19 protein-coding genes are annotated in these 26069 nt (G+C 68.1%); 16 read left to right on the top strand and 3 right to left on the bottom strand.

The window, feature by feature from the left end; translation table 11 throughout:
* Positions 1–73 precede the first annotated feature (73 nt).
* Positions 74–1444, bottom strand: a complete 1371-nt coding sequence (locus AC3ENQ_RS09600; RefSeq protein WP_431804028.1) for a flavin monoamine oxidase family protein — start codon at positions 1442–1444, stop codon at positions 74–76.
* A gap of 76 nt (positions 1445–1520) precedes the next feature.
* Positions 1521–2669: a lipase family protein gene (locus tag AC3ENQ_RS09595; RefSeq protein ID WP_431804026.1), complete on the bottom strand. Its 1149-nt coding sequence runs from the start codon at positions 2667–2669 to the stop codon at positions 1521–1523.
* Between the two features lie 182 nt (positions 2670–2851).
* On the opposite strand from AC3ENQ_RS09595, the gene adhE reads away from it, so the two are divergent.
* Positions 2852–5581 carry a bifunctional acetaldehyde-CoA/alcohol dehydrogenase gene (adhE, locus tag AC3ENQ_RS09590; protein WP_431804024.1) on the top strand — a complete coding sequence of 910 codons (2730 nt, stop codon included), beginning with the start codon at positions 2852–2854 and terminating at the stop codon, positions 5579–5581.
* 117 nt (positions 5582–5698) lie between these two features.
* Positions 5699–6622 carry a L,D-transpeptidase gene (locus AC3ENQ_RS09585; RefSeq protein WP_431804022.1) on the top strand — a complete coding sequence of 308 codons (924 nt, stop codon included), beginning with the start codon at positions 5699–5701 and terminating at the stop codon, positions 6620–6622.
* 129 nt (positions 6623–6751) lie between these two features.
* Here the strand turns inward: AC3ENQ_RS09585 and AC3ENQ_RS09580 are convergent, their stop codons facing one another.
* A complete protein-coding gene (locus tag AC3ENQ_RS09580) occupies positions 6752–8338 on the bottom strand; it encodes an HNH endonuclease signature motif containing protein (RefSeq protein ID WP_431804020.1) in 1587 nt (528 codons plus the stop codon).
* A 164-nt stretch (positions 8339–8502) separates the two neighbouring features.
* Here AC3ENQ_RS09580 and AC3ENQ_RS09575 point away from each other — a divergent pair, with 164 nt between their 5' ends.
* The 14 genes from AC3ENQ_RS09575 to AC3ENQ_RS09510 all read left to right on the top strand — a co-directional run bounded on the left by AC3ENQ_RS09575 (position 8503) and on the right by AC3ENQ_RS09510 (position 26066).
* Complete coding sequence (locus AC3ENQ_RS09575) at positions 8503–8799, top strand: DUF1905 domain-containing protein (protein ID WP_431804018.1); 297 nt, start codon at positions 8503–8505, stop codon at positions 8797–8799.
* A gap of 335 nt (positions 8800–9134) precedes the next feature.
* Positions 9135–11345, top strand: a complete 2211-nt coding sequence (locus AC3ENQ_RS09570) for a GspE/PulE family protein (protein WP_431804016.1) — start codon at positions 9135–9137, stop codon at positions 11343–11345.
* A 70-nt stretch (positions 11346–11415) separates the two neighbouring features.
* Positions 11416–13170 (top strand): type IV pilus twitching motility protein PilT, encoded by a 1755-nt coding sequence (locus AC3ENQ_RS09565; RefSeq protein ID WP_431804014.1) that lies wholly within the window; start codon positions 11416–11418, stop codon positions 13168–13170.
* 2 nt (positions 13171–13172) lie between these two features.
* A complete protein-coding gene (locus tag AC3ENQ_RS09560; RefSeq protein ID WP_431804012.1) occupies positions 13173–14417 on the top strand; it encodes a type II secretion system F family protein in 1245 nt (414 codons plus the stop codon).
* Between the two features lie 136 nt (positions 14418–14553).
* Complete coding sequence (locus AC3ENQ_RS09555; protein ID WP_431804010.1) at positions 14554–15009, top strand: type II secretion system protein; 456 nt, start codon at positions 14554–14556, stop codon at positions 15007–15009.
* A gap of 88 nt (positions 15010–15097) precedes the next feature.
* A complete protein-coding gene (locus AC3ENQ_RS09550; RefSeq protein ID WP_431804008.1) occupies positions 15098–16453 on the top strand; it encodes a carboxypeptidase regulatory-like domain-containing protein in 1356 nt (451 codons plus the stop codon).
* Positions 16450–17136, top strand: coding sequence for a PilW family protein (locus tag AC3ENQ_RS09545; RefSeq protein ID WP_431804006.1), 687 nt, complete (start codon positions 16450–16452; stop codon positions 17134–17136). The genes AC3ENQ_RS09550 and AC3ENQ_RS09545 overlap by 4 nt, the downstream gene beginning before the upstream one ends.
* Complete coding sequence (locus AC3ENQ_RS09540; protein WP_431804004.1) at positions 17136–18917, top strand: hypothetical protein; 1782 nt, start codon at positions 17136–17138, stop codon at positions 18915–18917. Before AC3ENQ_RS09545 ends, AC3ENQ_RS09540 begins: the two co-directional genes overlap by 1 nt.
* On the top strand, positions 18914–19729 hold the full coding sequence (locus tag AC3ENQ_RS09535) for a prepilin peptidase (RefSeq protein WP_431804002.1): 816 nt from the start codon (positions 18914–18916) through the stop codon (positions 19727–19729). Before AC3ENQ_RS09540 ends, AC3ENQ_RS09535 begins: the two co-directional genes overlap by 4 nt.
* Before the next feature lie 43 nt (positions 19730–19772).
* On the top strand, positions 19773–20909 hold the full coding sequence (gene pilM / locus AC3ENQ_RS09530; RefSeq protein WP_431804000.1) for a type IV pilus assembly protein PilM: 1137 nt from the start codon (positions 19773–19775) through the stop codon (positions 20907–20909).
* Positions 20906–21739, top strand: a complete 834-nt coding sequence (locus AC3ENQ_RS09525; RefSeq protein ID WP_431803998.1) for a hypothetical protein — start codon at positions 20906–20908, stop codon at positions 21737–21739. Before pilM ends, AC3ENQ_RS09525 begins: the two co-directional genes overlap by 4 nt.
* Positions 21740–21743: 4 nt before the next feature.
* Positions 21744–22310 carry a type 4a pilus biogenesis protein PilO gene (locus AC3ENQ_RS09520; protein ID WP_431803996.1) on the top strand — a complete coding sequence of 189 codons (567 nt, stop codon included), beginning with the start codon at positions 21744–21746 and terminating at the stop codon, positions 22308–22310.
* A gap of 58 nt (positions 22311–22368) precedes the next feature.
* Positions 22369–23421 carry a YihY/virulence factor BrkB family protein gene (locus AC3ENQ_RS09515; RefSeq protein ID WP_431803994.1) on the top strand — a complete coding sequence of 351 codons (1053 nt, stop codon included), beginning with the start codon at positions 22369–22371 and terminating at the stop codon, positions 23419–23421.
* Positions 23422–23531: 110 nt separating this feature from the next.
* On the top strand, positions 23532–26066 hold the full coding sequence (locus tag AC3ENQ_RS09510; RefSeq protein WP_431803992.1) for a glycogen/starch/alpha-glucan phosphorylase: 2535 nt from the start codon (positions 23532–23534) through the stop codon (positions 26064–26066).
* The last annotated feature ends 3 nt before the right edge of the window (positions 26067–26069 follow it).

Here is a 26069-nt window from a genome sequence, read left to right as displayed (position 1 = left end):
ATATCCGTCGGTGACAGGCAGGGGCGTTTCGACCCGCTGTGCTCGCGACCGGTGGGGGCTTGCCCTCGCGTCGTCAGCGCTGCCAGGCGCGCTCGATCGGGATCTCCCGTCCGAGCGCGTTCTCGGCGGCGCGGTGTCCGGACAGCATCGCTCCCGGCACCGTTGCCGGGTCGTCCGACCACGTCGCCTCACCGGCGATGTGCAGGACCCCCCGCAGCGGCACGGCGAGCAGATCATGGTCGGATGCCTGAGATCCGCGCGCCATGTAGGCGTAGGCGCCGTGCGAGAAGGGGTCGTCCTGCCAGTCGGTGCGGAGCACCGAGGCCGGTTCCGGCACCGCATCGCCGTAGAGGCGCCGCAGCTGGACGAGGATCGAGTCGACCACCTCGGCATCCGTCCACGATCGCGTCTCGATCGCTGCGGGGCCGGCGGCGAAGGTGAGGAGCGTCGGCGTCCCGTGCAGGCGCGTCAGGTCGTACCAGGAGTGCCACCAGCGGCCCTCCGGCCCCTGCTGCCGGATGGCGTAGACGTCGTCGTCCCAGAAGCGCTCGTCGAAGCGCAGGAACACCTTCTCGAACGCGTTCATCTCCAGACGCGCCAACGCGCTCGCGTGCGGGTCGGGAAGCGGCGGGTCGAGCACGAAAGCCTCGGCGCGGAGCACTCCGACCGGCACCGTGACGATGACGTCGTCGGAGGTGAAGGCGCCATGGTCCGTCCTGACCGTGACGCCGCCCGACCCCCATTCCACGCGTGACACCGCGTGCCCCAGACGGATGTCGAGCGCACCGGCACCGGCGCCCGAGCCGCCCGCGAGACCGGCGGCGAGCCCCGCCGCCAAGCGGTCGTAGCCCTCGGGGAAGACGACCTCGTCGCCGTTGACGGTGTCGTCGTCGAGGCCGTGGGCGCCGAGGTCGTCGATCCACACGCCGTACTGCTCTTCGGTGCGGTGCTCGAGGTACTCGCGCACGCGCTGTGCGCGCTCGGCATCCCACCCCTGCGCGCCCCCGACCTCGGCGAGCGCCGCCTCCGTGACGTCGCGGTAGGAGTCGTCGGGCGCGGATGCCGCGATGGCGGAGGTGAGCGCCGCGTCGACGGCGTGGATGTCGGCGACGTAGCGCGCGGCCTCATCGTCCGTGAGTCGTCGTCCGTCGGGGGAGTAGTGCGCGATCGGGCGGCTGTCGGGCTGGTAGCCGCCGACGGTGAACTCGGCCATCGGCATGCCGAAGGCGAGCGCCGCGGCGTGGACGGGGCTGTCGTCGATGCCGTGGATCCACGAGGCGCCGCGGTCGGTGACGTGCCCGTCCGACCGGTCGGTCCACGTGCGGCCGCCGATGCGGTCGCGCGCTTCGAGCACGACGACGCGGCGCCCGGCATCCTGTAGCAGACGCGCCGCGGTGACACCAGCGACCCCCGCGCCGATCACGATGGTGTCGGCATCCGTCATGGTCTTCTCCTTCGATGCATTCGCTGCTTCACAGCCTGTGCGCGTCGAGCCAGGCGAGGAGCGCCGGCAGTGCGAGCTACGCGACGGTGCCGTGGTCGGCGACCGCGATCTTGTGGAACGAGACGTCCATCCCCTGCGCTCTCTCACGCGCCACGAACTGTTCGGTCGCCGAGGGTACGACGAGCTCGTCGGCGAGGCCTTGCGCGACGAACAGGGGAGCGGCGAACGGCACTGCTCCGGCGGAGTTCTCCGCGAGGATGTCCTTCCACGGCTCGACCGTCGCGGGGTCGGCGGTGACGAAGTGGCCGACGACGGGCTGCCCGATCTCGTGCAGCCGATCGATGTTGGTCAGCAGGCACATCTCGTTCATCTCGGGGAGGATCGCCCGCGCCTCGGGCGTGAGGATGCTCTCGAGCGTCGCCCCGCGGTCGGCATAGACGCCGGCGTAGGCGGCGAATGCGTAGGACCCGATGGTGACGCCGGAGATGTCGTCGATGTGGTCGCTGAGGAGCGAGCCGAGGTCGGCGGCGGGGGCGGCCACCGCGACGCCCGTGATGTCGAGCTCGGGTGCGTACTGCTGGGCGCGCTGCGCCGCGAACAGGACCGCCTGCCCGCCCTGCGAGTGGCCCCACAGCACCACTGTCTCCGACGCGTGTGCGGCGGGGAGCTGCCGGGCGGCTCGGACGGCATCGAGCACGGCGTTGCCGCCCGTGTCGCCGACGAGATACGAGTCGGGGCCAGCGGTGCCCATGCCGACGTAGTCGGTCGCGGCGATCGTGTAGCCGCGGTCGAGCATGGGCCGCATGCCCTCGATGAGGGCGTAGGGGTCGAACCCGCGTGAGGGGGCGCAGTCGGGCGCCGATCCCGTCGTCGGGTGGCCCCACGAGAGCACGGTGCGGCCCCCCGCGGGCGCTGCGCCGAGAGGGGTGATCACGAGGCCTGTCGAGACGACCGTGTCGCCGTGGACGTCGGTCGTGCGGTACATCACGCGCCACGCGCGGGCGTCGAACGGCAGTCCGACGAGCTCTTCGCTGCGTACGAGGGTGCCCGGAGCGCCGTCTGCGGCATCCGCCGGCTGTGCGTAGAACGCGTCGAGGTGGCGCCGCTCGACCGCATCTCCCGCCAGGCGGGCCTCGATCACGACGACGAATGCGGCGACGAGGGTGAGGAGCGCGGCGCCCGCCAGGAGGGCGAAGGGATGCCTCCGGTGTCGCCGCCGTGCCATCGCGGGTCCTCTTCGCCGAGCCGTCTTCCCGCGTCGCCTGCGGGTCTCTCGGCATTCTCCCACGATCCGATCTTGTGTGGTCAGACCACACGTGGCATACTGGATTCACAGGCCCGAGAGCCCTCGGACCCGGAAATGCGAAGACGCGGACAGGGCGTCCGCGCAGGGTAGGAGAAACCCAGATGTCCACCTCGATCGATGCTCTGGTCGAAGGCGCACAAGAAGCGCTCGCCGAGTACGCATCATTCACGCAGGAGCAGATCGACCAGATCGTCCGCAAGGCGTCGGTCGCCGCGCTCCACCACCACGGCGAGCTCGCCGTCATGGCCGTCGAAGAGACCGGCCGCGGCCTCTTCGAAGACAAGGCCGTCAAGAACATGTTCGCGTGCGAGCACGTGACCCACTCGATCATCAAGCAGAAGACCGTCGGCGTGATCTCGCACGACGAGATCACCGGCATCACCGAGATCGCCGACCCGGTGGGCGTCATCTGCGCCCTCACGCCGGTCACGAACCCGACCTCGACCACGATCTTCAAGTCGCTCATCGCGCTGAAGACCCGCAACCCCATCGTCTTCGGCTTCCACCCCTCCGCGCAGAAGTGCTCCGTCGCCGCCGCGACCATCGTCCGCGACGCGGCCATCGCCGCCGGCGCCCCTGAGAACTGCATCCAGTGGATCGAGGAGCCCTCGATGGATGCCTCGGGTCAGCTCATGAACCACCCGGGTGTCGCGCTCATCCTCGCCACCGGCGGCAACGCCATGGTGCGCGCCGCCTACTCGTGCGGCAAGCCGGCCCTGGGCGTCGGCGCGGGCAACGTCCCCGCCTTCATCGAGCGCACCGCCAAGGTCGGTCGCGCCGTCAACGACATCGTCCTGTCGAAGTCGTTCGACATGGGCATGGTGTGCGCGAGCGAGCAGGCCGTCATCCTCGACGAGCCGATCGCCGAAGAGGCCCTGGCCGAGTTCGAGCGTCTGCACGCCTACCGCGCGTCGGCGTCCGAGAAGCGCATGCTCGAGGAGTTCATCTTCGGTGTGACCGCCGACAGCGAGAACTGCGCCGGCGCCAAGCTCAACCCCACCGTCGTCGGCCAGTCGCCGCAGTGGATCGCCGAGCAGGCCGGATTCACCGTTCCCGAGGACACTTCGATCATCCTCGCCGACGTGTCGTCGGTCGGCCCGCAGGAGCCTCTCACGCGGGAGAAGCTCGCCCCGGTCCTCGCGGTGCTGCGCGCCTCGAGCCCCGCCGAGGGCATCGACCTCGCACGGCAGATGGTCGACTTCGACGGCCTCGGCCACTCGGGTGCCATCCACTCCAACGACCAGGACGTCATCGCCGAGTTCGGCAAGGTCGTCAAGGCCGTCCGCATCATCGAGAACAGCCCCTCGGCCCTCGGTGGCATCGGCGACATCTACAACGCCTTCATGCCCAGCCTCACCCTCGGCTGCGGCTCGTACGGTCACAACTCCGTGTCCAACAACGTCTCGGCGGTGAACCTCTTGAACGTCAAGCGCATCGGTCGTCGCAACAACAACCTGCAGTGGTTCAAGGTTCCGGCCAAGACCTACTTCGAGCCGAACGCGATCCGCTACCTCATGGACATGAAGGGCATCGAGCGCGTCACCATCGTCACCGACGGCGGCATGACCCGCATGGGCTTCGTCGACAAGGTGATCGACGTGCTCAACCGTCGCCCGGGCCGTGTGCACCTGCAGATCATCGACAACGTGCAGCCCGAGCCGAAGCTCTCGAGCGTCCAGGCGGGGGCCGCGCTCATGCGCGAGTTCCAGCCCGACACGATCATCGCGCTCGGCGGCGGTTCGCCGATGGATGCCGCGAAGGTCATGTGGCTGCTGTACGAGAACCCCGAGACGCAGTTCTCCGACATGCGCGAGAAGTTCTTCGACGTGCGCAAGCGCGCGTTCAAGTTCCCCGAGCTCGGCAAGCTCGCGAAGCTCGTGTGCATCCCGACCACGTCGGGCACGGGCTCGGAGATGACCCCGTTCGCCGTCATCACCGACGACGAGACCGGCATGAAGTACCCGCTCGCCGACTACGCGCTGACCCCGTCGGTCGCGATCATCGACCCGGTGCTGACCGCCGCCCTGCCGAAGTTCCTCGTCGCCGACGCCGGTTTCGACGCGCTGACGCACGCCACCGAGGCCTACGTCTCGGTGTACGCGAACGACTACACCGACGGCCTCGCGCTTCACGCGATCAAGCTGATCTTCGAGAACATCGAGCGTTCCGCGAACGCTCCGGCGAACTCGACGGATGCCGAGGACATCAAGGCCCGCGAGAAGATGCACAACGCGGCATCCATGTCGGGTATGGCCTTCGGCAACGCGTTCCTCGGGATCGTCCACGCCATGGCGCACGTGACCGGCTCGACGTACCACCTGGTGCACGGCCGCACGAACGCGGTGTACCTGCCGCACGTGATCCGCTACAACGGTCGGGTGCCGTCGAAGCTCAACGCGTGGCCGAAGTACGAGCGCTATGTCGCTCCCGAGCGGTTCCAGCAGATCGCCGCGCACCTGGGCCTTCCGGCCTCCACCCCGGAGGAGGGCGTCGAGAGCTACGCCCGCGCCGTGGAGGAGCTGCGTGACAAGGTCGGCATCGAGCGCTCGTTCCAGCAGCAGGGCGTCGACGAGACCGCCTTCATCGGCGGGCTCCACGACCTGGCGATGGCCGCCTACGGCGACCAGTGCGCCCCGGCCAACCCGCGCATGCCGATGATCGCCGACATGGAGACCCTCATGGAGGCGGCCTACTACGGCACGTCGTTCGACGAGGTGCGCGCCGCCCGCAAGGGCACGCACGCCGAGAGCGACGCGGTGACCGGAACGGTCTCGACGGCGAAGGTCGCGAAGGCCGCGAAGGGCGGACGTCGTACGAAGACGAACGCCTGAGTGGATGCCTGACAGACACCCCGAGTGATCGGGGTGAAGGGGGCCGGGGGAGCATACCCGGCCCCCTTCGTCGTGCCCCGGGTTGTCCTGGCCGCCTGACCCGCCGACCATAGATACATGCCCCGCGCCACCACCCACCCCCGAGCCCCGTGGATAATCACGGGGCTTGCGGCGTTGTGCGGGGTCGCGCTCGCGGTCGCTGTGGCCGTCGCGCCCGGTGCGTCGGGGGCCGCGACCTCGTCGCCCGGGGTCGACCCGATGCCCGGGTCGCCGGCATCCGGCCTCACCGTCGAGTCGCCGACGGAGACGACTGCGGATGTCCGCACGGGCGCGCCCGAGAACACGACGGTGTACCCGCTCGAGTCGCTGCCGCAGATCGATGTGTGGTCGGTGGATGCCGCGCTGCCCATCGACGACGATCCCTTCGGGGAGCTGACGGGAGAGCTCGCGCGTCCGCGCGCGGCGGCGCCGGTGTTCGCGGACCCGGCGGGGGAGCCGATCGGTTACCTCGCGCACGATGCCGCGTACGGCGGGTCGGTGGTTCCCGTGGTGGTGCACGACACGTACTGGGTGAAGGTGCTCCTGTCGGGCCGGCAGGGTCTGCCGCCGTCGGGGAGCTCGGCGCAGGCGGTCGGCTGGCTGCGGATCGCCGACGTCGATCTCAGTCCCGTGGAGTCGTACGTCGAGGTGCATCTCGAGGCGCGGACGATCGACATCGTGAGCGCGACGGGACTGGAGCGGGTGGCGAGCGACTTCGCGTGGGGGAAGCCGTCGACGCCGACGCCCGTGGGCCGGACGTTCGTGATGCTGACGACGGTTGTGCCGGAGTACGCGTACACGCAGGGGCACCCGCTGGTGTATCTCGGCGTCCAGTCGCCGACGCTCCCGGGTTTCGACGGGGGAGAGGTCGCCGTGACGGCCTTCCACTTCTACCGGGAACGGTCGGGCCCGAACTCGTTCGGCTGCATCTACCTCGACGGGCCGGCGACCGATCGCCTGGCCCAGCTGCCGGCGGGGACGCCGGTGATCATCCACCCGTGACGTATCCCGCTCGCGGGTGAGGGCGGCGCGGGCGAGGTCGTCGTCGCGGGTGAGGTCGTTGTCGCGGGTGAGGGCGGCGCGGGCGAGGTTGTCGTCGCGGGCGAGCCGGGCGATGTCGGGCCGACTCGGTCAGAAGGGTGCGGGGTCGTCGCGCGCGCTGCCGCGCGACCGCTCGTCCGAACGGTCTGGTGGCACGTCGGGCGGGTCATCACCCGCGGCGGGGACGAAGCGCACCATCGACGGTGGCCGGTCGACGTAGCGGCGGCCGGTCGGCCCGCGCCATTCGATGACGCCGTTGCCGAGTTGGATCACCCGCCAGTTCTGCTGGTGCTTGCAGGTGTGGTGTCGTCGGCAGAAGTTCGCGAGGTTTCCGGCGCAGGTCGAGCCGCCCTGCGACGCGGGAATCGAGTGGTCGTGGTCGCACCGGTGCACGGGACGCGTGCATCCGGGTGCACGGCAGCGCTCGTCGCGCGCGGCGAGGAACCTCGTGATGGCCGCGTTCGGCCGGCAGCGGTCGACGGCGAGCGTTGCGCCGGTACAGGGATCGGTGAAGACGCGATCCCACCCGGGAGCGCGTGCCGCGAGGCGTCGCGCGAGGTCGGAGTCGACGGGGCCGTACCCGGCGAGGAGCGCCGGTCCGCCGGAGTCGTCGCCCGCGAGGGTCAGGGCGGGGACGAGAACCTGGATGTGCGCGTCGATGCTCGCGAGCGGATCGTCGGGCCCCGATGATCCTGGGATGCCGGTGAGCAGCAGCTCGCAGAAGAGATCGGCACGCACCTGACCCATGGTGCGCGGGTCGACGTAGCCGCGGCGCGGCTCGGCCCCGGCGCGCGGCTCGGTGCGAAAGGTCTGCGTGTCCGGGTCCGCGGGATCGGCCGAGGCCGGGAACGCGGCGCGGATGCTCGCGGCATCCCCGTCAGCGGCATCCGTCTGCGCGGCGTGTTTCTGCGCGGCATCCGTCTGCGCGGCCTCTGTCTGCGCGGGGTCCGCGCTCGCCGCCGCGTCCTCCTGGCGGACCGCCAGCGTGGCGCGCGCTCGCGCGGTGAGTTGGTCGTAGATGGCGTGGGCGAGGGGAGCGGGCAGGTCGGCCATGAGGCGGGCCATGCCCTCTTCGAGGTCGTACAGGCGCACGTCGCGCTCATCGGCCGCTGCGCGGGCAGCCTCGGCGAAGGCTTCGGGGCACAGCTGCGCGGCGATCGCCTTGAGCGCGTGTCGCGTGCGCGTCGGAGATTCGGTCGCGGCCACGTCGAGCGCGAGCTCTGCGAAGCGCTCGCGGTGCTCCTGGGGGAGCGACGCCCCCGTGTGCGCGATCGCCCACGCGTGGCCGGCGTCGATTTCGCCGCGGGTCCAGGCGGCGAGCGCGGTCGGGAACTGTGTGCAGAGCCCCCACGCGTCGGAGATCCGGCTCTGCACGGTGCGGTCGGACGCGCGCATGGCCATGGCGAGTTCGAGCGAGACTTCGCGCAAGGGCAGGTCGGCTTGAGAGGCACGGTAGCCGGCGGCCTTCGTCGCCTCTTGGCTGGCCTTTGTCGCCTCTTGGCGGGCCTTTGTCGCCTCACGGCGGAGGAGCTCCGTGCGATCGGTGATGACGGTGACGGCCTCGGCGAGCAGAGCGGCTTCGGATGCCTGTGCTTCGGCCACCGCGCGCCGCGCCTCGATGACGCGCCCGACGAGGTCGTCGAGTGCGGGCCATTGCGTCTCAGCGGGCGCGTGCATGTCACCTCCACTCCGGGGTTACCGAAGGGAACAGAACCCGCGATTCGGTGGGCACGAGCGGGGCTTCTTGATCTCAAGAATAGAACATAAAGACGATATAGACAAGGCTTCTGCGAAAGAAAACACGCATCTATATCTGTCTGATAGACGCTACGCTGGCCGACATGCGCATCATGTTCGAGGGCGAGATCTTCCGGTGGACCGCGCGCGAGCAGGACTGGTATCTCGTCGCCCTCCCCGCCGATCTGAGCGAGGAGATCCGCGAGATTCCGCGGATGCCGCGCGGTTTCGGTTCCGTGCGGGTCGAGGTCGCGATCGGTTCCTCGCGCTGGCGCACCTCGATCTTTCCGGACGCCTCGCGTGGGGTCTACGTGCTGCCGCTCAAGCGCGCGGTGCGGGATGCCGAGGGGATCGGTGTCGAGGGGGTCGTCACGGTCGATCTGGAGATCCTGGACGTGTGACGGCAGCGGCATCCGTCAACTCGTTACACATCAGTAACATGAGACCCGCGTTTCTCATTGACACCATCATGAGAGATCTCTCATGATTACTGCGGGAGGCAAGCCTCGCGGCGGGCCTTCTGCAGTTCCCAACACCTCGGTGCAGGTGTCCTTCCTATCCCCCCGGTAGGCAGTCATTCGAAACACGAGACCCCCCGGATCGTGTCCGTGCCGAGTGCCCTGTTCGCATACCCGAAAGGCACGTGGATGTTCAGCGCACCTTCACGCGTTCAGGCAGGGAAGGCCCGCCGCGACGCGGTCATCGACCGCTCCCTCGTCGACAGGATGTGTCCGCCGTGGTGAACGACGCGTCGTCGGAGCGATCGGCGACCGACCGGCCCTCGTCCGAATTGTCGACGGATGACCTGATCTGGCAGGCGCTTCTGACCGGATCGGGTATCAACCTCGACCTGGCACCCCCGCCCCCGCTTCCGTCGACGCGGGTCACCTCAGATTCCGCGCCCCGGAACGGTCTCGCACCGCTCCCGCGCCGCACGCGCGTACGTGCCGTCGCCGAGCCGTCGCTCAGCGAGCAGACGGAACGCGAGATGTCGGCGGAGTCCGTCGCCGTCCTCGACGCTCCCCAGGGCGCCGTCGACCACAGCGTTCTGCCGGCGGCGGACCCCGCGCTCCCCGACACACGCGCGCTCCCCGAGACGCCCGTGATCTCCGAAGCGCCCGTGGTGCCCGAAGCGCCCGTGGTGCCCGAAGCGCCCGTGGTGCCCGAAGCGTCCGTGGTGCCCGAAGCAGACGACGAGCTCGGTGCGATCGACTGGCTGGCCTCCTTCGCGTCGTCGACGCGACAGGCCGAGGATGCCGAGGAACTCCGCGCTCTTGCCGGGCATCGCATCGACAGTGCCCCAACGCTCGTCGAGAACGAACTCAAGCCGGAGCACCACGACGAACCCGAGCCCGGGCACGAACTCGAGCCGGAGCCCGAACCTCAACCCGAGCCGGAACCCGCCACTCCCCGAGAGCGCGCCGTGGCGCTCGCCGCGCGGCTGGGCCTCGCGTATGTCGACCTCACAGAGTTCGCGGTGGACGCGAGCGTCGTCGCCCTCGTTCCCGACGCGATGGCGCGCCGCAACATCGCGCTGCCGATCTCACGCGCCGGCGACCGCATCGTCGTCGCCTTCGCCGACCCGCAGAACGTCGTCGTGCTCGACGACGTCGCCGCGGTCGTGCGTGCGCCGATCGTCTCGGTCGTCGCCGAGCCCGAGGCGATCCTCGCCGCGATCGACCGCTACCACCGCGTCGACTCCGAGGTCGAAGAGCTGACCTCCGCGTTCGCGGGGGGAGCCGAGGCCGAGGTCGACCCGTGGAGCCAGGACGTCGGCGACCAGGGGACCGACGAAGCCCCGATCATCCGCTTCGTGAACCTCATCATCAGCCAGGCGATCACCGACCGGGCATCCGACATCCACATCGAGCCCGGTCGCGACGAACTGCGCGTGCGGTACCGCATCGACGGCGTGCTCACGACCGTGCAGCGCGTGCCGCGCTCGATGATCCCCGGTGTCATCAGCCGGCTCAAGGTCATGGCCGAGCTCGACATCGGCGAGCGGCGCAAGCCCCAGGATGGTCGCATCTCGGTCTCCCACACCGGGCGCACGGTCGACCTGCGTGTCGCGACGCTTCCCACCGTGTGGGGCGAGAAGGTCGTCGCCCGTGTGCTCGACTCGCCCGTCGCGAGCCTGCAGCTGGCCGACCTCAACATGCTCGATCGCAACATGGACGTCTTCTCGGCGAGCTTCTCGAAGCCGTACGGGATGATCCTCGTCACGGGCCCGACCGGTTCGGGAAAGTCCACGACGCTCTATACGACGCTCGCGACCATCTCGAAGCCGACGGTCAACGTCATCACCGTCGAGGATCCGGTCGAGTACCGGATGCCGGGCATCAATCAGGTCCAGGTGAACACGAAGGCCGGCATGACGTTCGCCGCGGCGCTGCGGTCGATCCTGCGATCCGACCCCGACGTCATCCTCATCGGTGAGATCCGTGACGAGGAGACCGCGAAGATCGCGATCGAGTCCTCGCTCACCGGTCACCTCGTGCTCTCGACGCTGCACACGAACGATGCCCCCAGCTCGGTCACCCGCCTCATCGAGATGGGTGTCGAGCCGTTCCTCGTCGGATCGGCGCTCGACTCCGTCGTCGCGCAGCGTCTCGCCCGGCGCCTGTGCGGCCGGTGCAAGCAGGAGGTGCAGGCCACGGAAGCGGAGCTCCGCGTGCTCGGTGTTCCGATCGAGGGCGAGCTCCCGGTCGTGCATCGTCCGGTGGGATGCCCGCAGTGCTCCAACACCGGGTACCGCGGGCGCATCGCACTGCACGAGGTGATGGGCGTCGACGACGAGATCGAGCGGCTGGCGTCCCGTAACGCCCCCGCCGCCGAGATCGCCGGGCACGCCGAGGCCACGGGAATGACGCGACTGCGCGGAGACGGCTGGGCCAAGGTGCTGCTGGGGCACACCTCCATTGAGGAGATTCTGCGCGTCACCCTCTAGGGGCGACAGCAGATCTACGGCCTCGACCAGTGCGGACACGACCAATGGGGGACACAGAAAGAAGGACATGGTGACCGACGACGAAGGTTACTTCAGCCCCAGCCACGGCGGCGCCGGCTCGCGCTTCGACGATCTCTTCGGCGGCCGCGAAGTCGACGCGGACCTCCGCTCGTTCCTCGACGGCGTGCCCGGGATCACGCTGCCCGGCGCGGCGGCCACGGTCGCGGCGCACGCGCCCGCACAGCCCGCCGCGCCGATCGCGTCGACGACCGCCGCGGCTGTCCCCGCGGAGCCCGTCGCGTCATCGGTGACGGTTCCCGCGCCGGATGCCGCGCCCGTGGACGCCGCACCCGCCCGCGACTCGGTGCACATCGTCTCGAGCCCCGAGGACATCGACCGGACCATGGCCGAGCTCTTCGGCACGGCGGTCATCGAAGCCCCGACGGCCGCGCCGGAACCGGAGCCGACGACGCACGCCTGGCCCGCACCCACGGAGAGCGAGCGCATTGTCGCCGCACCGCCGCGCGACTTCGATGCGGCGCTCGCAGCGACGGCGGCGCCCACAGGGCGACGGGCGCACGCGCTCGCCGCGCAGCCCGTGGCCCCGAGCGTCGAGTCGCAGAACGCCGTGGCCGCGCGCGCTCCCGAGGTCGACGCGGTCCTCCGTCGTCAGATCGAGAACGTCGACCCCGAGTTCGTCGCCGCGATTCGCGCGGTGCTCACGCTCGGGGCATCCGATCTGCATCTGGTCGCCGAATCGACACCGGTCGTGCGCGTCGACGGCGAACTGAAGTCGGTGGCGGGAACGACCCGCTGGGACAAGGCGCGCATTCGGTCCGTCATCGAGAGCTTCGTCCCTGCCGAGTTGCTGCAGACGTTCGAGCGCGAGCTGGAACTCGACCTTGCGTACGCGGTCGGTGACATCGCGCGCTTTCGCGTCAACATCTTCCAGGACCAGCGCGGGCTCGGCGCGGCGATGCGCATTATCCCGACCGAGATCAAGTCGGTCGCGCAGCTCGGTCTTCCGCCCGAGCTCATCGACCTCGCACACCTCCCGCGCGGTCTCGTGCTCGTGTGCGGACCGACCGGCTCCGGCAAGTCCACGACGCTCGCAGCCCTCATCGACAAGGCGAACGCGAGTCGTGCGGCGCACATCGTGACGGTCGAGGACCCGATCGAGTTCCTCCACCATCACAAGCGCGGCATCATCAATCAGCGCGAAATCGGCGCCGATACACACAGCTTCTCCGACGCGCTCAAGCACGCGCTGCGCCAAGACCCCGACATCATCCTCGTCGGCGAGATGCGCGACCTCGAGACGATCTCGACTGCCCTCACCGCAGCCGAGACCGGTCACCTCGTCTTCGCGACGCTGCACACGCAGGATGCCGCACAGACGATCGACCGCATCATCGATGTCTATCCGGCACACCAGCAGGCGCAGGTGCGCACGCAGCTCGCCGCCACCCTCCGCGCAGTGGTCGTGCAGACGCTCATCCGCCGGTCCGGCGGGAAGGGCCGCACGGTCGCGACCGAGGTCATGTTCTCGACGCCCGCGATCGCGAGCCTCATCCGTGCGGGAAAGACCCACCAGATGCGCACAGCGCTGCAGGCCGGCAACGCGATCGGCATGCACACGCTTGATCAGGATCTCGCGCGACTCGTGCTCGCCGGAGAGATCGAGCACGCGCAGGCACGAGACCTCGCCCAGGAGGCGACGGAGTTCGAGCAACTGGTGCGTAACCGGGGCCTCGGCCGCGGCGCGATGGGCGACGTGCTGCCTGAGGGCGCCCGCCAGGTCGCCGGCGATGCGGGAGGGATCTGACGATGGCGACGATCGCGAAGACGCCGCAGTGGACGTACAAGGGCGTCGACGGTTCGGGAAAATCGGTGAAGGGAGTCCTCGAGGCGTCGAGTGAGGCGCAGGCCATCCAGCAGCTCAAGGCGCGCGGGGTCATGCCCGACAAGCTCGCCGAGAAGGGCGCGGGAACCGGCCTGCAGCAGGAGATTGCGATCCCCGGGCTCGAGCGAGGGCCGTCGCTGAAGGACCTCGCCCTGCTCACCCGGCAGCTCGCGACGATGGTCGGCGCGGGGGTGTCGATCCTGCGCGCGCTCTCCATCGTGAAGGATCAGACCGAGAATCCGAAGCTCCGCCGTACGGTGGTCGAAATCTCCGCGAAGGTCGAGAGCGGTACGGCGCTGTCGGATGCCTTGGAGGAATTCCCGCTCGTCATCCCGCCCATCATGGTCCATCTTGTGCGGGCAGGGGAGACGGGCGGCTTCCTCGACAAGTCGCTCGTGATGGTGGCCGACAACTTCGAGGCGGAGACGAAGCTCCGGAGCAAAGTCAAGGCGGCGCTCACGTATCCGGTCGTCGTTCTGATCGTGGCGTTGCTGGGTGTCGCCGCGATGCTGATCTTCATCGTTCCGGTGTTCGAAAAGATGTTCTCCGATCTCGGCAGCGATCTACCGGCTCCGACACAGCTTCTCGTCAACCTCTCGAACGCGATGCCGATCGTCGTTCCCGTGGTCATCGTCGCCAGCGTCGCGTTCGCGATCTGGTGGGGGAGATCCAAGAATACGGAAGCCGTGCGGAAGGTCGTGGACCCCCTCAAACTCAAGCTGCCGGTGTTCGGCAAGCTCAATACCAAGATCGCCCTCACGCGCTTCACTCGGAACTTCGCGACGATGCTCGCATCGGGCGTGCCGATCCTCCAGTCGCTCACGATCGTCGGAGCGACGAGCGGCAACCACGTCATCACGTCGTCGCTCGACGCCGTGCAGGCGAAAGTCCGCGAAGGGCGGCCGATCGCGGAGGCCCTGGGTGGGGCCGAGATCTTCCCCGACATGCTCGTGCAGATGGTCGGAATCGGTGAAGAGTCCGGCTCGATCGACCAGATGCTTGAGAAGACCGCGGACTTCTACGACGACGAGGTCGAGACGATGAGCTCGCAACTGACCGCGATGCTCGAGCCGCTCATGATCGTCTTCATGGGCGCTCTGCTCGGCTTCATGATCGTCGCGTTGTACATGCCCATGTTCATGGTCTTCCAGTCGATCCAAAGCATGTAACTTCTTTCACAATATTCACATTAGAGTCTTCTCATTTACCTCCGTAACCGCTAGTGTCACGGATGTCGGTCACACCCCGGAGACCGAAGCACCACAGCAGGACCCACACCATCCCCCTGGAATCGAAGGAATCTTCATGAACAAGATCGTCGCGCAGACGCTCGCCAAGAAGGAGAACGGCGAAAAGGGCTTCACCCTGATCGAGCTCCTCGTCGTCGTCATCATCATCGGCATCCTCGCCGCCATCGCCATCCCCGTCTTCCTCAACATGCGCACCGGCGCCTGGAAGTCGTCGGTCGAGTCGGATGTCAACAACGCGATTCTCGCGGTCGAGCAGGCCGCGCAGGCGAACAACGGCGCCTACGCGAGCCTGACGTCTACCCCTGCCACTGGGAAGATCGGCGCCACCGCGGCCGTCCAGGGTTCCGTCGGAACGCAGAAGTTCAGCGCCAGCGACGGAAACACGATCACAGTCTCTGCGATCACCAAGGACGGTTACACGGTGACCGGCACCAATGTCGACTACGGCGTGAAGAACGAGTACAGCTACACGAGCGCTGATGGCGCGAAGAAGTGGACGACGAAACCCTGATATCGGTGCGATCGAACGCTGTGCCTGCGCGGAGCAATCCGCGCAGGCACAGCGCTCTACCCACGGTGCGACACGGAGGGAGGCTCACGTGCACCGACGGTTCTCGGCCCGAAACGAGGACGCAGGGTTCACCCTGGTGGAGGTCGTCGTCGCGATGATCGTGTTCGCGGTCATCGCTACGGGCTTCCTCTATGTGCTGACGTCCGCGATGACGATGTCACGCGACACCCGCGCGCGCATCGTGGCCGCGAACCTCGCCTCGCAGCAGATCGACCTGATCCGCTCGGCGAAGACCGTGTTCGACGTCAAGAACGAGACGCGTACCGCAACGCTCAACGGTGACCGGTTCGAGATCGCCACGTCGTGGTCGTGGGCCACCAGCACGGGCGCGACCGTCACGTGCGAGGCCGGCGCGGCGTCGGGCAGCTTCTCGTACAAGAAGGTGACCGTGGAAGTCACGTGGGACAACATGAGCGGTCGCCCTGTCTACAGCGACACCGCGTATACCCCGCGCGCGAAGATCAACGACCCGACGAAGGGCACCGTGCTCGTCGGCGTCATCGACGCCTACGGCGAGGGCGTCAGCGGCGCGACGGTGACCCTCGACCCGTCCCCGGGCATTGATGCGGTCACGACCGACAGCGACGGCTGCGCCTACCTCCTGAAGGTGCCCGAGGGCGAGTACGACGTGATCGTCAACAAGAGCGGCTTCATCAATCAGGCCCAGCTCACCGCTCCGAAGGCGGGCGTGTCGGTCACCGCCGGCGGCTCCTCGCGCGTGAGCTTCGCCTACGACCGTGCGGCGACCTTCCGCCTGACGTTCGCCGGCGGCACGACACCCGTGCCCTCGCTGCCCACGAACCTCTCGGCGACGTTTCTCTCCACCTACGGCGCCTTCCCGGTCACCCTGTCGAAGCCCGCGGGCGTGGTCCCCGTCAGCCGCTTTCCCGTCGCGTCGGGCTACAGCATCGTCGCGGGCACCTACGTCGAGGCTCCCGACAGCCCGGCGACCAGCTGCCTTGCACCCGACCCCGGTCGGTGGGTCGCCGACGCGACCAAGTTCGGCGTTCGGCCCGATCCTGTGGCCGCCGCACCCGCCGGCACCGTCTCGGCATCGGTCGCGATGGGAACGGTGAAGCTCGCGAGCATCGCCGGGACGGGCAAGTATCTCACCGCCGTCTATGTCGGCGGTGGACCGGGAGATCCCGGCTGCGCGGCGGTCACCACGTCTGGGACGAAGACGCCGGACCTGCTCACCTATACCTTCGCCGACATCGTCGTATCGAATGGCGCGACGATCGCGCTGCCCTACGGCACCTGGAATATCTACCGCGGCGCGTCGTCGGGGGCGAAGTCCACCCTCCTCACATCGGGCGTGACCGTGCTGAACGGGGGCGAGGTCAGCGGCGCCCGCGTCACCCTCGACCCGAGGGTGGCCGGATGATCGCGCGATCGCAGAACCGCCGCGACAGCGGGCTGACGCTCATCGAGCTGCTCGTGGCGATGGGAGTGTCCAGCATCCTCATCGCGCTCGTCGCCACGATGTTCGTCACGACGTCGCGCGCCTTCTCCGACCAGGAGGGGGCGACCGAGAGCGCCCGCATGGCGTCCACCGCTATGAACGAAGTGACCCGCATCGTGCGTGCGGGCACCGAACTGCCCGAGGCAGGTAAGACGCTGAACCTGCCCGTCTTCACCTTCGCCGGCGCCGAGAAGATCGACATGGCCGCGTTCATCGACGCCGAAAGCTCCGTGGACCCGGCGCCCGTCCGCGTCTCGTTCACCCGCAATGCCGCCAATGAACTCGTCGAGACGCGGTGGGCGGCCTACCGGTCCGGCAAGATCTACTGGAAGTTCCAGTCGGCGGCGTCATCGTCGCGTACGATCGCGCGCTCCCTCCTTGCCCCTGACTCCTCACGCCCCCTGTTTCGCTACTTCGACAAAGACGGCAACGCTCTGACGCCCGCCGCGGGCGCGAGCCTCACCGAAGATCAGCGACGGAACATCGCGAGCGTCCAGATCAGCATGCAGGTCCAGGCGAACGGCAGCGGACGGACCGCCCCGGTGGCCATTCAGAACGTGGTCGGACTGCCGAACCTCGGCGTCGCCAGAGTGGAGGTCAAGTGATGTCACGCCTCAGAGAAGAAGGTGCGCATCGCTTCGCGGACGACCGCGGTGCGGCGCTCGTGATGGTGATGGCCGTCGGTGCGCTGCTGTCGATGCTCATGGCGATCCTCGTCGCGGTCTCCGTCAACGGGGCACGGCAGGCATCGGAGGATGCCGACTGGAACGCCGCCCTCGCTGCCGCCTATGCCGGCGTCGACGAGTATCAGTCGCACCTCTCCGCCGACACCAGCTACTACCGGTTCGGCAATTCCGCGGCTCCGTTCTCGAAAGAGAGCGGGAGCGTACTGACCACGCCGAGCGGGTCGAACGCGAATCCGGCGTTCGGGATCGGTGCGGGCGGAACGTGGGGAACCGTGAACGGCAGCGACGGCCGCGCCCAGTTCCGCTACGAGGTGGACAACGCGAAGTATGCGACGACCGGACGCATTCGCGTGCGATCGACGGGCAAGGTCGGCGACGTGACCCGCACCGTCACCGCTGACCTGAAGCAACAGGGTTTCATCGACTTCCTCTACTTCACCGACTACGAGGTGCAAGATCCCGACATCGTCGGCAAGCCCGACAAGGGGTGCTACAAGGACCCCGACACACGCACGGTCCTGAAGTACGCGTGGGAGACGCGCACCGCCAGCGACTGCAACGAGATCACGTTCGCCTCGGGTGACGTGATCACGGGTCCCGTGCACTCCAACGACACGATCCGCACCTGCGGCACCCGATTCGAGGGCACGGTGACGACGGCGAACACAAAGACTCCCATCACCGTGAACACTGGGGGATGTGCCGCAGCGAAGTTCACGCTTTCCGGCTACCCGACTCGCAGCGACGGCGTCATCGGCATGCCGGCGACGAACTCCGAGCTCAAAAAGGAGACACGCTCCGACCTGACCGAGAGCGACGTGCCTCGACCCGGGTGCCTCTACACCGGTCCAACACAGTTCACTTTCTTCTCCAACGGCACGGTCAATATCAAGTCCCCCTTCACGAAGGTGACACGCATCGCCAACGCTGCCGCGACCGAGGGGTCCGCGCCGGATGAGTGCGGCAAGGTGGCCGAGCTCGGTGCTGTCGGTGGCGCGACGATCCCAGTACCCGAGAACAACGTCATGTACGTGCAGAACGTGCCCGCGGTCACTGGTGACAAGAACTACTGGGCGCCCGGCGCCACGCCGTCAGGCTTCACCTGCACGAGTACCGCGAAGGACAAAGGGCGCCGCGGGTGGACCTTCGGAGCGGGGGGCTATCCGATCACGGGCGAAGTGGCGGCCGACCCGACGCCCTACGGATGCCGTTCCGGAGACGCCTTCGTCAGCGGGTCGTTCCAGGGCGCGTCCACGATCGCGGCCGAGAACTACGTCTTCGTCGTCGGGGACGTCACCTACGTCGACAGCAAGGAAGACATCCTCGGACTTGTCGGCAACAACGCGGTCTGGGTCTACAATCCGGTCAACAGCTCGAACAAGCCCATCCTCGGCAAAGACCGCACGATCCACGCGGCGATCCTGTCGGTCGCGCACACGTTCCAGGTGCAGAACTACAGCGTCGGCGGCAAGCGCGGCAACCTCACGGTGCTGGGAGCCATCGCGCAGAAGTACCGCGGCCCCGTCGGCACGAGCTCTGGTGGCGTGATCAACAACGGCTACATCAAGGCGTACACGTACGACGAGAGGTTCAAGTTCAAGGCGCCGCCGAAGTTCCTCAACCCTGTGACGACGACCTACGGCGTCACGACGTGGGTCGAGAGTGCTGCCGCGTTCGATGCGAGCGGAGCCGCTCCGTGACCGATCCTCTTGTGCCTGCCGCCATCGGCATCCCGCTCGCGTTCCTGTTCGGGGCGCTGATCGGCTCGTTCCTCAACGTCGTCATCTGGCGGGTGCCACAGGGGCTCAGCGTCGTCCGCCCCGGTTCGGCATGCCCCGAGTGCGGTCACGAGATCGCGTGGTATGACAACGTCCCGATCGTTTCCTGGCTCGTCCTCCGTGGGAAGTGCCGTGCGTGCGGCACGCGGATCTCCGCGCGTTATCCGCTCGTCGAGGCGGGCGCGGGCGTCGCCTTCGGGCTCGTGGTGGCAGGAGCATACGGGGGCCTATACCCCGCCGGCCTGTTGCCCGCTCTGCTGTACTGGGCAGCCGTCGGCATCGCACTGACCCTGATCGACCTCGACCACCACCGGCTTCCCAACGCCATCGTCCTGCCGAGCTATCTCGTGACCGCCGCGCTGCTCGCTCTGGCGTCCATCCTCACCGGCGACTACATCCGGCTGCTCACGGCGACGATCGGCGCGGCGGTGCTCTTCGCGCTGTACTGGATCCTCGCGATCGCCTATCCCGGCGGCATGGGGTTCGGCGACGTCAAGCTCGCCGGCGTCCTCGGGATGCTGCTCGGCTGGCTGGGCTGGGCGGCGCTGATCGTCGGCGGCTTCAGCGCCTTCCTGCTCGGCGGACTGGTCGGCGTGGTGCTCATGATCGGCGGGCGCGCAACACGCAAGTCCCGAATCCCCTTCGGACCCTTCATGATCGCGGGTGCCTGGATCGGCGTCTTCGCGGGTGAGGCGATCGCCGACGCCTACCTCACCGCGACGGGGATCATCTGATGCTCGCGCACCACCACATACACCCCACGGCCGGGAGGCACATATGGCAGGAGTAGTCGCGCTGGATCTCAGCCGCAGCGGGATTCGCGGCGTCCAAGTCGATGCACCGTATTCGACCCGACCGACGATCAGCCGCTTCGCCGCGGTCGAGGTGCCTGAAGGCACCATCTTCGACGGCGAGATCGTCGACCAGCGGCGTGCGATCACGGCGATCCGACAGCTCTGGAAGGTGGGCGGGTTCACGACGAAGAAGGTCGTCTTCGGGATCAGCAACCGCAAGGTCGTGGTGCGCGAGGTGAGCCTGCCCGTGCTCAGCGGACCGCGTCGCAAGACGAGTCTGCGCTTCGCGGTTGAGGGGCAGGTGCCGATCGATCTCGATGACGCGATCCTCGACTTCCTGCCGCTGCGCAACGTGGAGAGCGCATCGGGGATCCAGCAGGAGGGTCTGTTGGTGGCGACGGTGCGCAGCAGCCTGGAGTCGACGGTCAACGCGATCGAACGGTCCGGTCGTTCGATCGACGCGATCGACTTCTCCGGCTTCTCGCTCCTCCGCCTCCTGCCGGGGTCGCAGCGCGGCACGCAGGCGATCATCAACATCGGCGCCTCCAGCACGACGGTCGTGATCTCCACCGGCGGAGCCCCTCAGTTCGTCCGCATCGTCGCGAGCGGCGGTGACGACATCACGCGCAGCATCGAGCGTGCGCTCGGGGTCGGGTTCGCAGAGGCGGAGAAGGACAAGATCGCGCGGGGGCTGCAGGGCGGCGCGGCGACGCCGCGCGATGTGGATGCCGAGACAGTGCTCCGCGAGAACGTCGCCGGCCTCATCGACAGTATTCGCAACACGTTCACGTTCTGGGCGAATGCGCACCCTCACGCTCCGGTGTCGAGCGTGGTGCTCACGGGTGGAGGAAGCCGACTGGGCGGCCTCACCCTCGTCCTTTCTCGCGCGCTCGAGGTGCCCACGACGTACGGCAACCCCTTCGGGCCGTTCACCGTCAACCCGAAGCTGCGTGAGAGCGGCATCGACCAATGGGCGCTCGAAATCGCCGCACCGCTCGGCCTCACCATCGGCGCGAAGGCGGGGACCAAGAGCGAGCAGAAGGCGGAACGCGCGGCCGTGAAGGCGTCGGCCCGCGCCCCGAAGAAGGCCGCTAAGGCGGCGAAGGGAGGCCGCAAGTGACCACCGAGACCGTCGAGCGCCGCCAGCGCCAACGCCCCGAGACGACAAGCCCGCTGGAGGGCGATGTCGAACACGTCAGCACAGCAGTCCGCTCGGTCGCTCGCGTCGACCTCGTCCCCCCGATCGTCGAGACGCGTCGTCGGCACGCGGCGACAGAGCGCAAGCTCATCGCGGGGGTGCTGGCGCTCCTCGTGCTCGTGGTCGTCGCCGGCCTCGCCGTGGCGATGATGGCGATGAGCGCGGAGAACGCTCTGACCGCCGAACGCACTCGCGCGCAGGTCCTCATCAACGAGCAGAAGCAATACAGCGAAGTATCTTCGGTGAAGTCTCAGCTCGGCGCCTACAAGGGTGCGGAGCTGGTCGCCTTGTACTCCGAGGCGGACTGGTCACGACTGATGACCGAGCTCGACTCCGTCCTGCCGGAGGACGTGACTCTCGCGACCGAGTCCATCACCGTCAAGGGGGTCTCGGATGCTGGGCCCTCGATCGAATCCACGGGGCTCGACGCGCCCGGTGTCATCGAGATCTCGTTCACGGCGAACGCCGCCCGCTTCGATTCGCCCACGCCTCTCCTGAACGCGCTGAGCCGGTTGACGGGATACGTGAGCGCCACCGTCGACGCGGTCGCCTCGAACGAGTCGGGCTACCTGATCACCGGGGTCGTTCAACTCGGTTCGGGCGCGCTCGGGGGAACACAGCGGGTCACCGCGCTCGACGCCGAGCAGATCGCGCAGCTGCACGAAGCTCTCGGGCTCGCGGCGACCACGACGCCCGATGCGGCGAGCTCCGAGACGACCGATGACGCGGACGCGACGTCCGCGGGGGAGTGAGACCATGGACAAGCACCGTTTGACCCTCATCGTCATCGGAGTCTTCGGCGTCGCGATCGTCCTCGGCGGGTGGCTCGTGGGCGTCCAGCCCCAGCTCGACCGCATCGACGCGGCGAACGAGCAGACGGCGTCGCTCACGCAGCTCAACGACGTGCAACAGGCCAAGAACGACGCACTGGCGGCGGACAACGAACGTCTGGGGGAGTTCTCGGCGGATCTCGCTGCCAAGCAGCAGGAGATCCCGGCGAGTCGAGCGCAGCAGGAACTCATCAACCAGATCGACGCCGCGGCGACCTCCGCGGGTGTCACGGTCAAGGACCTCCGGTTCGCGCCGGCATCCCTCTACGTCGCCCCCGCCGCTGTAGAGATCTCCGGCCCGTCGAGCGGCGCGTTGGTCGACGTTCCGCTCACCCTCACCGCGCAGGGTGATCGTCCGCAGCTCGAGGCCTTCGTCGCCGCGCTGCAGCAGTCTTCGCGCATCGTCACGATCGAGTCGAGTCAATACTCCGGCGGCGACCAGGCGGCGCTCACGCTCACCGGCACGACCTGGGTGCTGATGCCGAGGTCGTAGCGACCCCGCCCTGTCAAGACCCTCTCGTCGTGGGACACCGCGCAATATCCTGAGCGGCATGGACATCGCGCGCATCACCGCCAAGGCTCTGTCGCTCACCCCTGTCCGTGCGTTCCTGCGCTACAGCGAGCGGCGCGGCGCGATGCTGGCCGACAGCGTGACGTACCGGGCGCTGTTCAGCATCTTCGCCGCGGTGCTTCTCGGCTTCTCGATCGCGGCCTTGTGGCTCGCCGGCAACCCTGAGGCGTGGCAGGCGCTCATCGATGCCGTCAATCGCGCCGTCCCCGGTCTCGTCGGCGAGAACGGTCTGATCAAACTCGACAGCATCGACGCGCCGGCGGGCCTCTCCATCGCGGGCATCATCGCGATCATCGGTCTCGTCGGCGCTGTGATCGGCGCGATCGGGTCGCTGCGCACCTCGATCCGGCTCATGTGCGACGAGACGGTGGACGACGTCCCGTTCTACTGGGTGATGCTCCGAAACCTCGCCCTCGCGATCGGTGCCGGCGGCGCGCTGGTGCTGTCCGCGGCCGCCACGATCCTCGGCACGGCCGGGCTCGGCCTGGTCGCCGGCTGGTTCGGCGTGCCCGAGACCGACGCCTCGATCCGGTGGGGGAGCCGCCTCCTCGCGATCTTCGTCACCTTCGCGCTGGATGCCGTCGCGATCGCGGTCCTCTTCCGTGTGCTCTCGGGCATCAAGCCCTCGGCGAAGGCGCTCTGGACCGGATCGCTCCTCGGCGCGGTCGGCCTCACGGTGCTGCAGCAGCTCTCGGGCCTGTTCGTCGGGGGAGCGACCTCGAACCCGCTGCTCGCGACCTTCGCGAGCCTCATCGCCCTTCTTCTGTGGATCAACCTCTCCGCCCAGGTCATCCTCATCGCCTCGTCGTACATCTACACACTCGTCCTCGAGGGCCGAGACCGGGTCCGGGAGCGGTACGGAGCGAGCACCTTCACCGAGCGTCGCGTGCAGCAGGCGGAGAACGCGGTGGCCTCGGCATCCGCCGACCTGAACCGTGCGCGCGACGCCCTCGCCGCAGAGCGCGCGGCAGCGGTGGAGAAGGAAGCGGAGAAAAACGCGGACGAGAAGGAGAAGGAGGACGCGTCCGCCTGATCGGGTCGCCCGCGCTGATCGCGTCGCGCGCGCGAACGACCGTGTAAATTCTCCGATTCTCCTGGCTGGGAACGGTCACACCCGAGCGTCGCAGTGTGTATTTTGACTACGTGACAGCATCCGAGAGCACACCCGAGCCCACTCCGCAGCACAGCACTTCGAACAACAGCGCGGTCGCGACGCACCCCCTCGCGCTCGCGCCGGTCACCGGCCCCGCCTCAACGGTCGACGGCTTCGTCCGCCAGTTCCTGCGGAACCTCAACTACGAGCGCGGCGTGCCGCTGTCGGCCTCCAGCGACAACGACCGTTACTTCGCCTTCGCCCTCACCGTGCGCGACTACCTCGTCGCGCGCTGGCTCGAAGACCTCCGCCGCCAGCGTGAGACCCAGGCCAAGGGCGTCTGCTACCTCTCCGCCGAGTACCTCCTCGGACGTCAGCTCGACAACGACCTGCTCGCGTCGGGGCTCACCGAGATCGCCACCGAGGCGATGGCCTCGTGCGGAATCGACATCGACGATCTGCGCGCGCAGGAGGTCGAACCGGGCCTCGGCAACGGCGGTCTCGGCCGCCTCGCGGCGTGCTTCATCGACTCTCTCGCGACCATGTCGGTGCCCAACATCGGCTACGGCATCCGGTACGAGTACGGCATCTTCCGCCAGACCTTCGAAGACGGCCAGCAGGTCGAGCAGCCCGATGCGTGGCTGACGCTCGGCTCGCCGTGGGAGTTCCCCCACCCCGAGTTCGCCCGCACCATCTCGTTCGGCGGCCACACCGAGACCTACGACGACGAGGGCACAACCCGCACCCGCTGGGTGCCGGCGTGGAACGTGCAGGCCGTGCCCTACAACTACATGGTCCCCGGCTACCTCAACGGGCGCGTCAACACGCTGCGGCTGTGGGGCGCGAAGGCGACCAACTCGTTCGACCTGCGGGTCTTCAACTCGGGCGACTTCCAAGACGCCGTCAGCGCACAGACCCAGGCCGAGACGATCTCGAAGGTGCTCTACCCCGAAGACTCGACGCCGCAGGGCAAAGAGCTGCGCCTGCAGCAGCAGTACTTCTTCGTCGCGGCATCCATCGGTGATTTCCTCGACCACATGCTCGCGCCGGGCTTCGACCTCGAGAACCTGCCCGACCGCGTCATCTTCCAGCTGAACGACACGCACCCCGTGATCGGCGTCCCGGAGCTCATGCGCGTGCTCGTGGATGAGAAGAAGCTCGAGTGGGATGCCGCGTGGGCGATCACCCAGAAGTGCTTCGCGTACACGTGCCACACCCTCCTTCCCGAAGCGCTCGAGGTGTGGTCGGTCGACCTCGTCGGGCGTCTGCTGCCCCGGCACCTCGAGATCATCTACCGCATTAACGAGGAGTTCCTCGCCGAGGTGCGCGAGCGCTACGGCGACGACGAGATCAAGATCCGCAATATGTCGATCATCAGCGAGTTCCCCGAGCGGAGCGTGCGCATGGCGTACCTCGCAACGGTCGCGGGCTCGAAGGTCAACGGCGTCGCGGAGCTGCACTCCCAGCTGCTGCGCGAGAAGGTGCTGCCCGATTTCAACGAGTTCTACCCCGGCAAGTTCACGAACGTCACGAACGGCGTCACCCCGCGCCGCTTCATGCGCCTCGCGAACCCCGGGCTCTCGGAGCTCATTACCGAGGCGATCGGCACCGGCTGGCTCACCGACCTTGAGCGCCTGCGCGAGCTCGAGTCGTACGCCGAGGACCCCGTGTTCCGGAAGGCCTTCACCGACGTCAAGGCCGCCAACAAGCGTCACCTCGGCGAGGTGCTGCGCGTGCGCGACGGATTCGAGATCAGCGACGGACACATGCTCGACGTGATGGTCAAGCGCCTCCACGAGTACAAGCGCCAGATGCTGAAGCTCCTGCACATCGTGACGCTCTACGAACAGATCATCTCGGGGCGCGTCGCCGCCTCCGACGTCACGCCGCGCACGTTCATCTTCGGCGCGAAGGCGGCTCCCGGCTACGTCATGGCGAAGCGGATCATCCACCTCATCAACGCCGTCGGCACGGTCGTCAACGAGGACCCGCGCGTCGAGGGGCGCCTGAAGGTCCTCTTCCCGCCGAACTACAACGTGACCCTCGCCGAGAGCCTCATCCCCGCCGCCGACCTGTCGGAGCAGATCTCGCTCGCCGGCAAGGAGGCATCCGGCACCGGCAACATGAAGTTCGCCCTGAACGGTGCGCTCACGATCGGCACCGACGACGGCGCGAACGTCGAGATCCGCGAACTCGTCGGCGACGAGAACTTCTTCCTCTTCGGCATGAGCGAGCCCGAGGTCGAGGCGCTGTGGGCGAAGGGGTACAAGCCGACGGAGTTCTACCAGGGCGACGAGAACCTGCGGCGCGCGATGGACCTCATCGCGTCGGGTGCGTTCTCGGGCGGCGACAAGAGCGTGTTCGAGCCGATCGTGTCGAACCTGCTCTACGACGACCGGTTCATGGTGCTCGCCGATTACTCGTCCTACATCGCCGAGCAGGCGAAGGTCGATACGGCGTATGCGGATCAGGATGCCTGGACGCATGCGGCGATCCTCAACGTCGCCCGCACCGGGTTCTTCTCGTCCGACCGCTCGATGCGCGACTACATCGACCGCATCTGGCACACCCGCCCGCTCCTCTGACGC

This window comes from Microbacterium sp. bgisy203 (assembly GCF_057706945.1).
The sequence above is the reverse complement of the archived record's forward strand: the minus strand, read 5'-3'. Positions and strand labels throughout refer to the sequence as shown.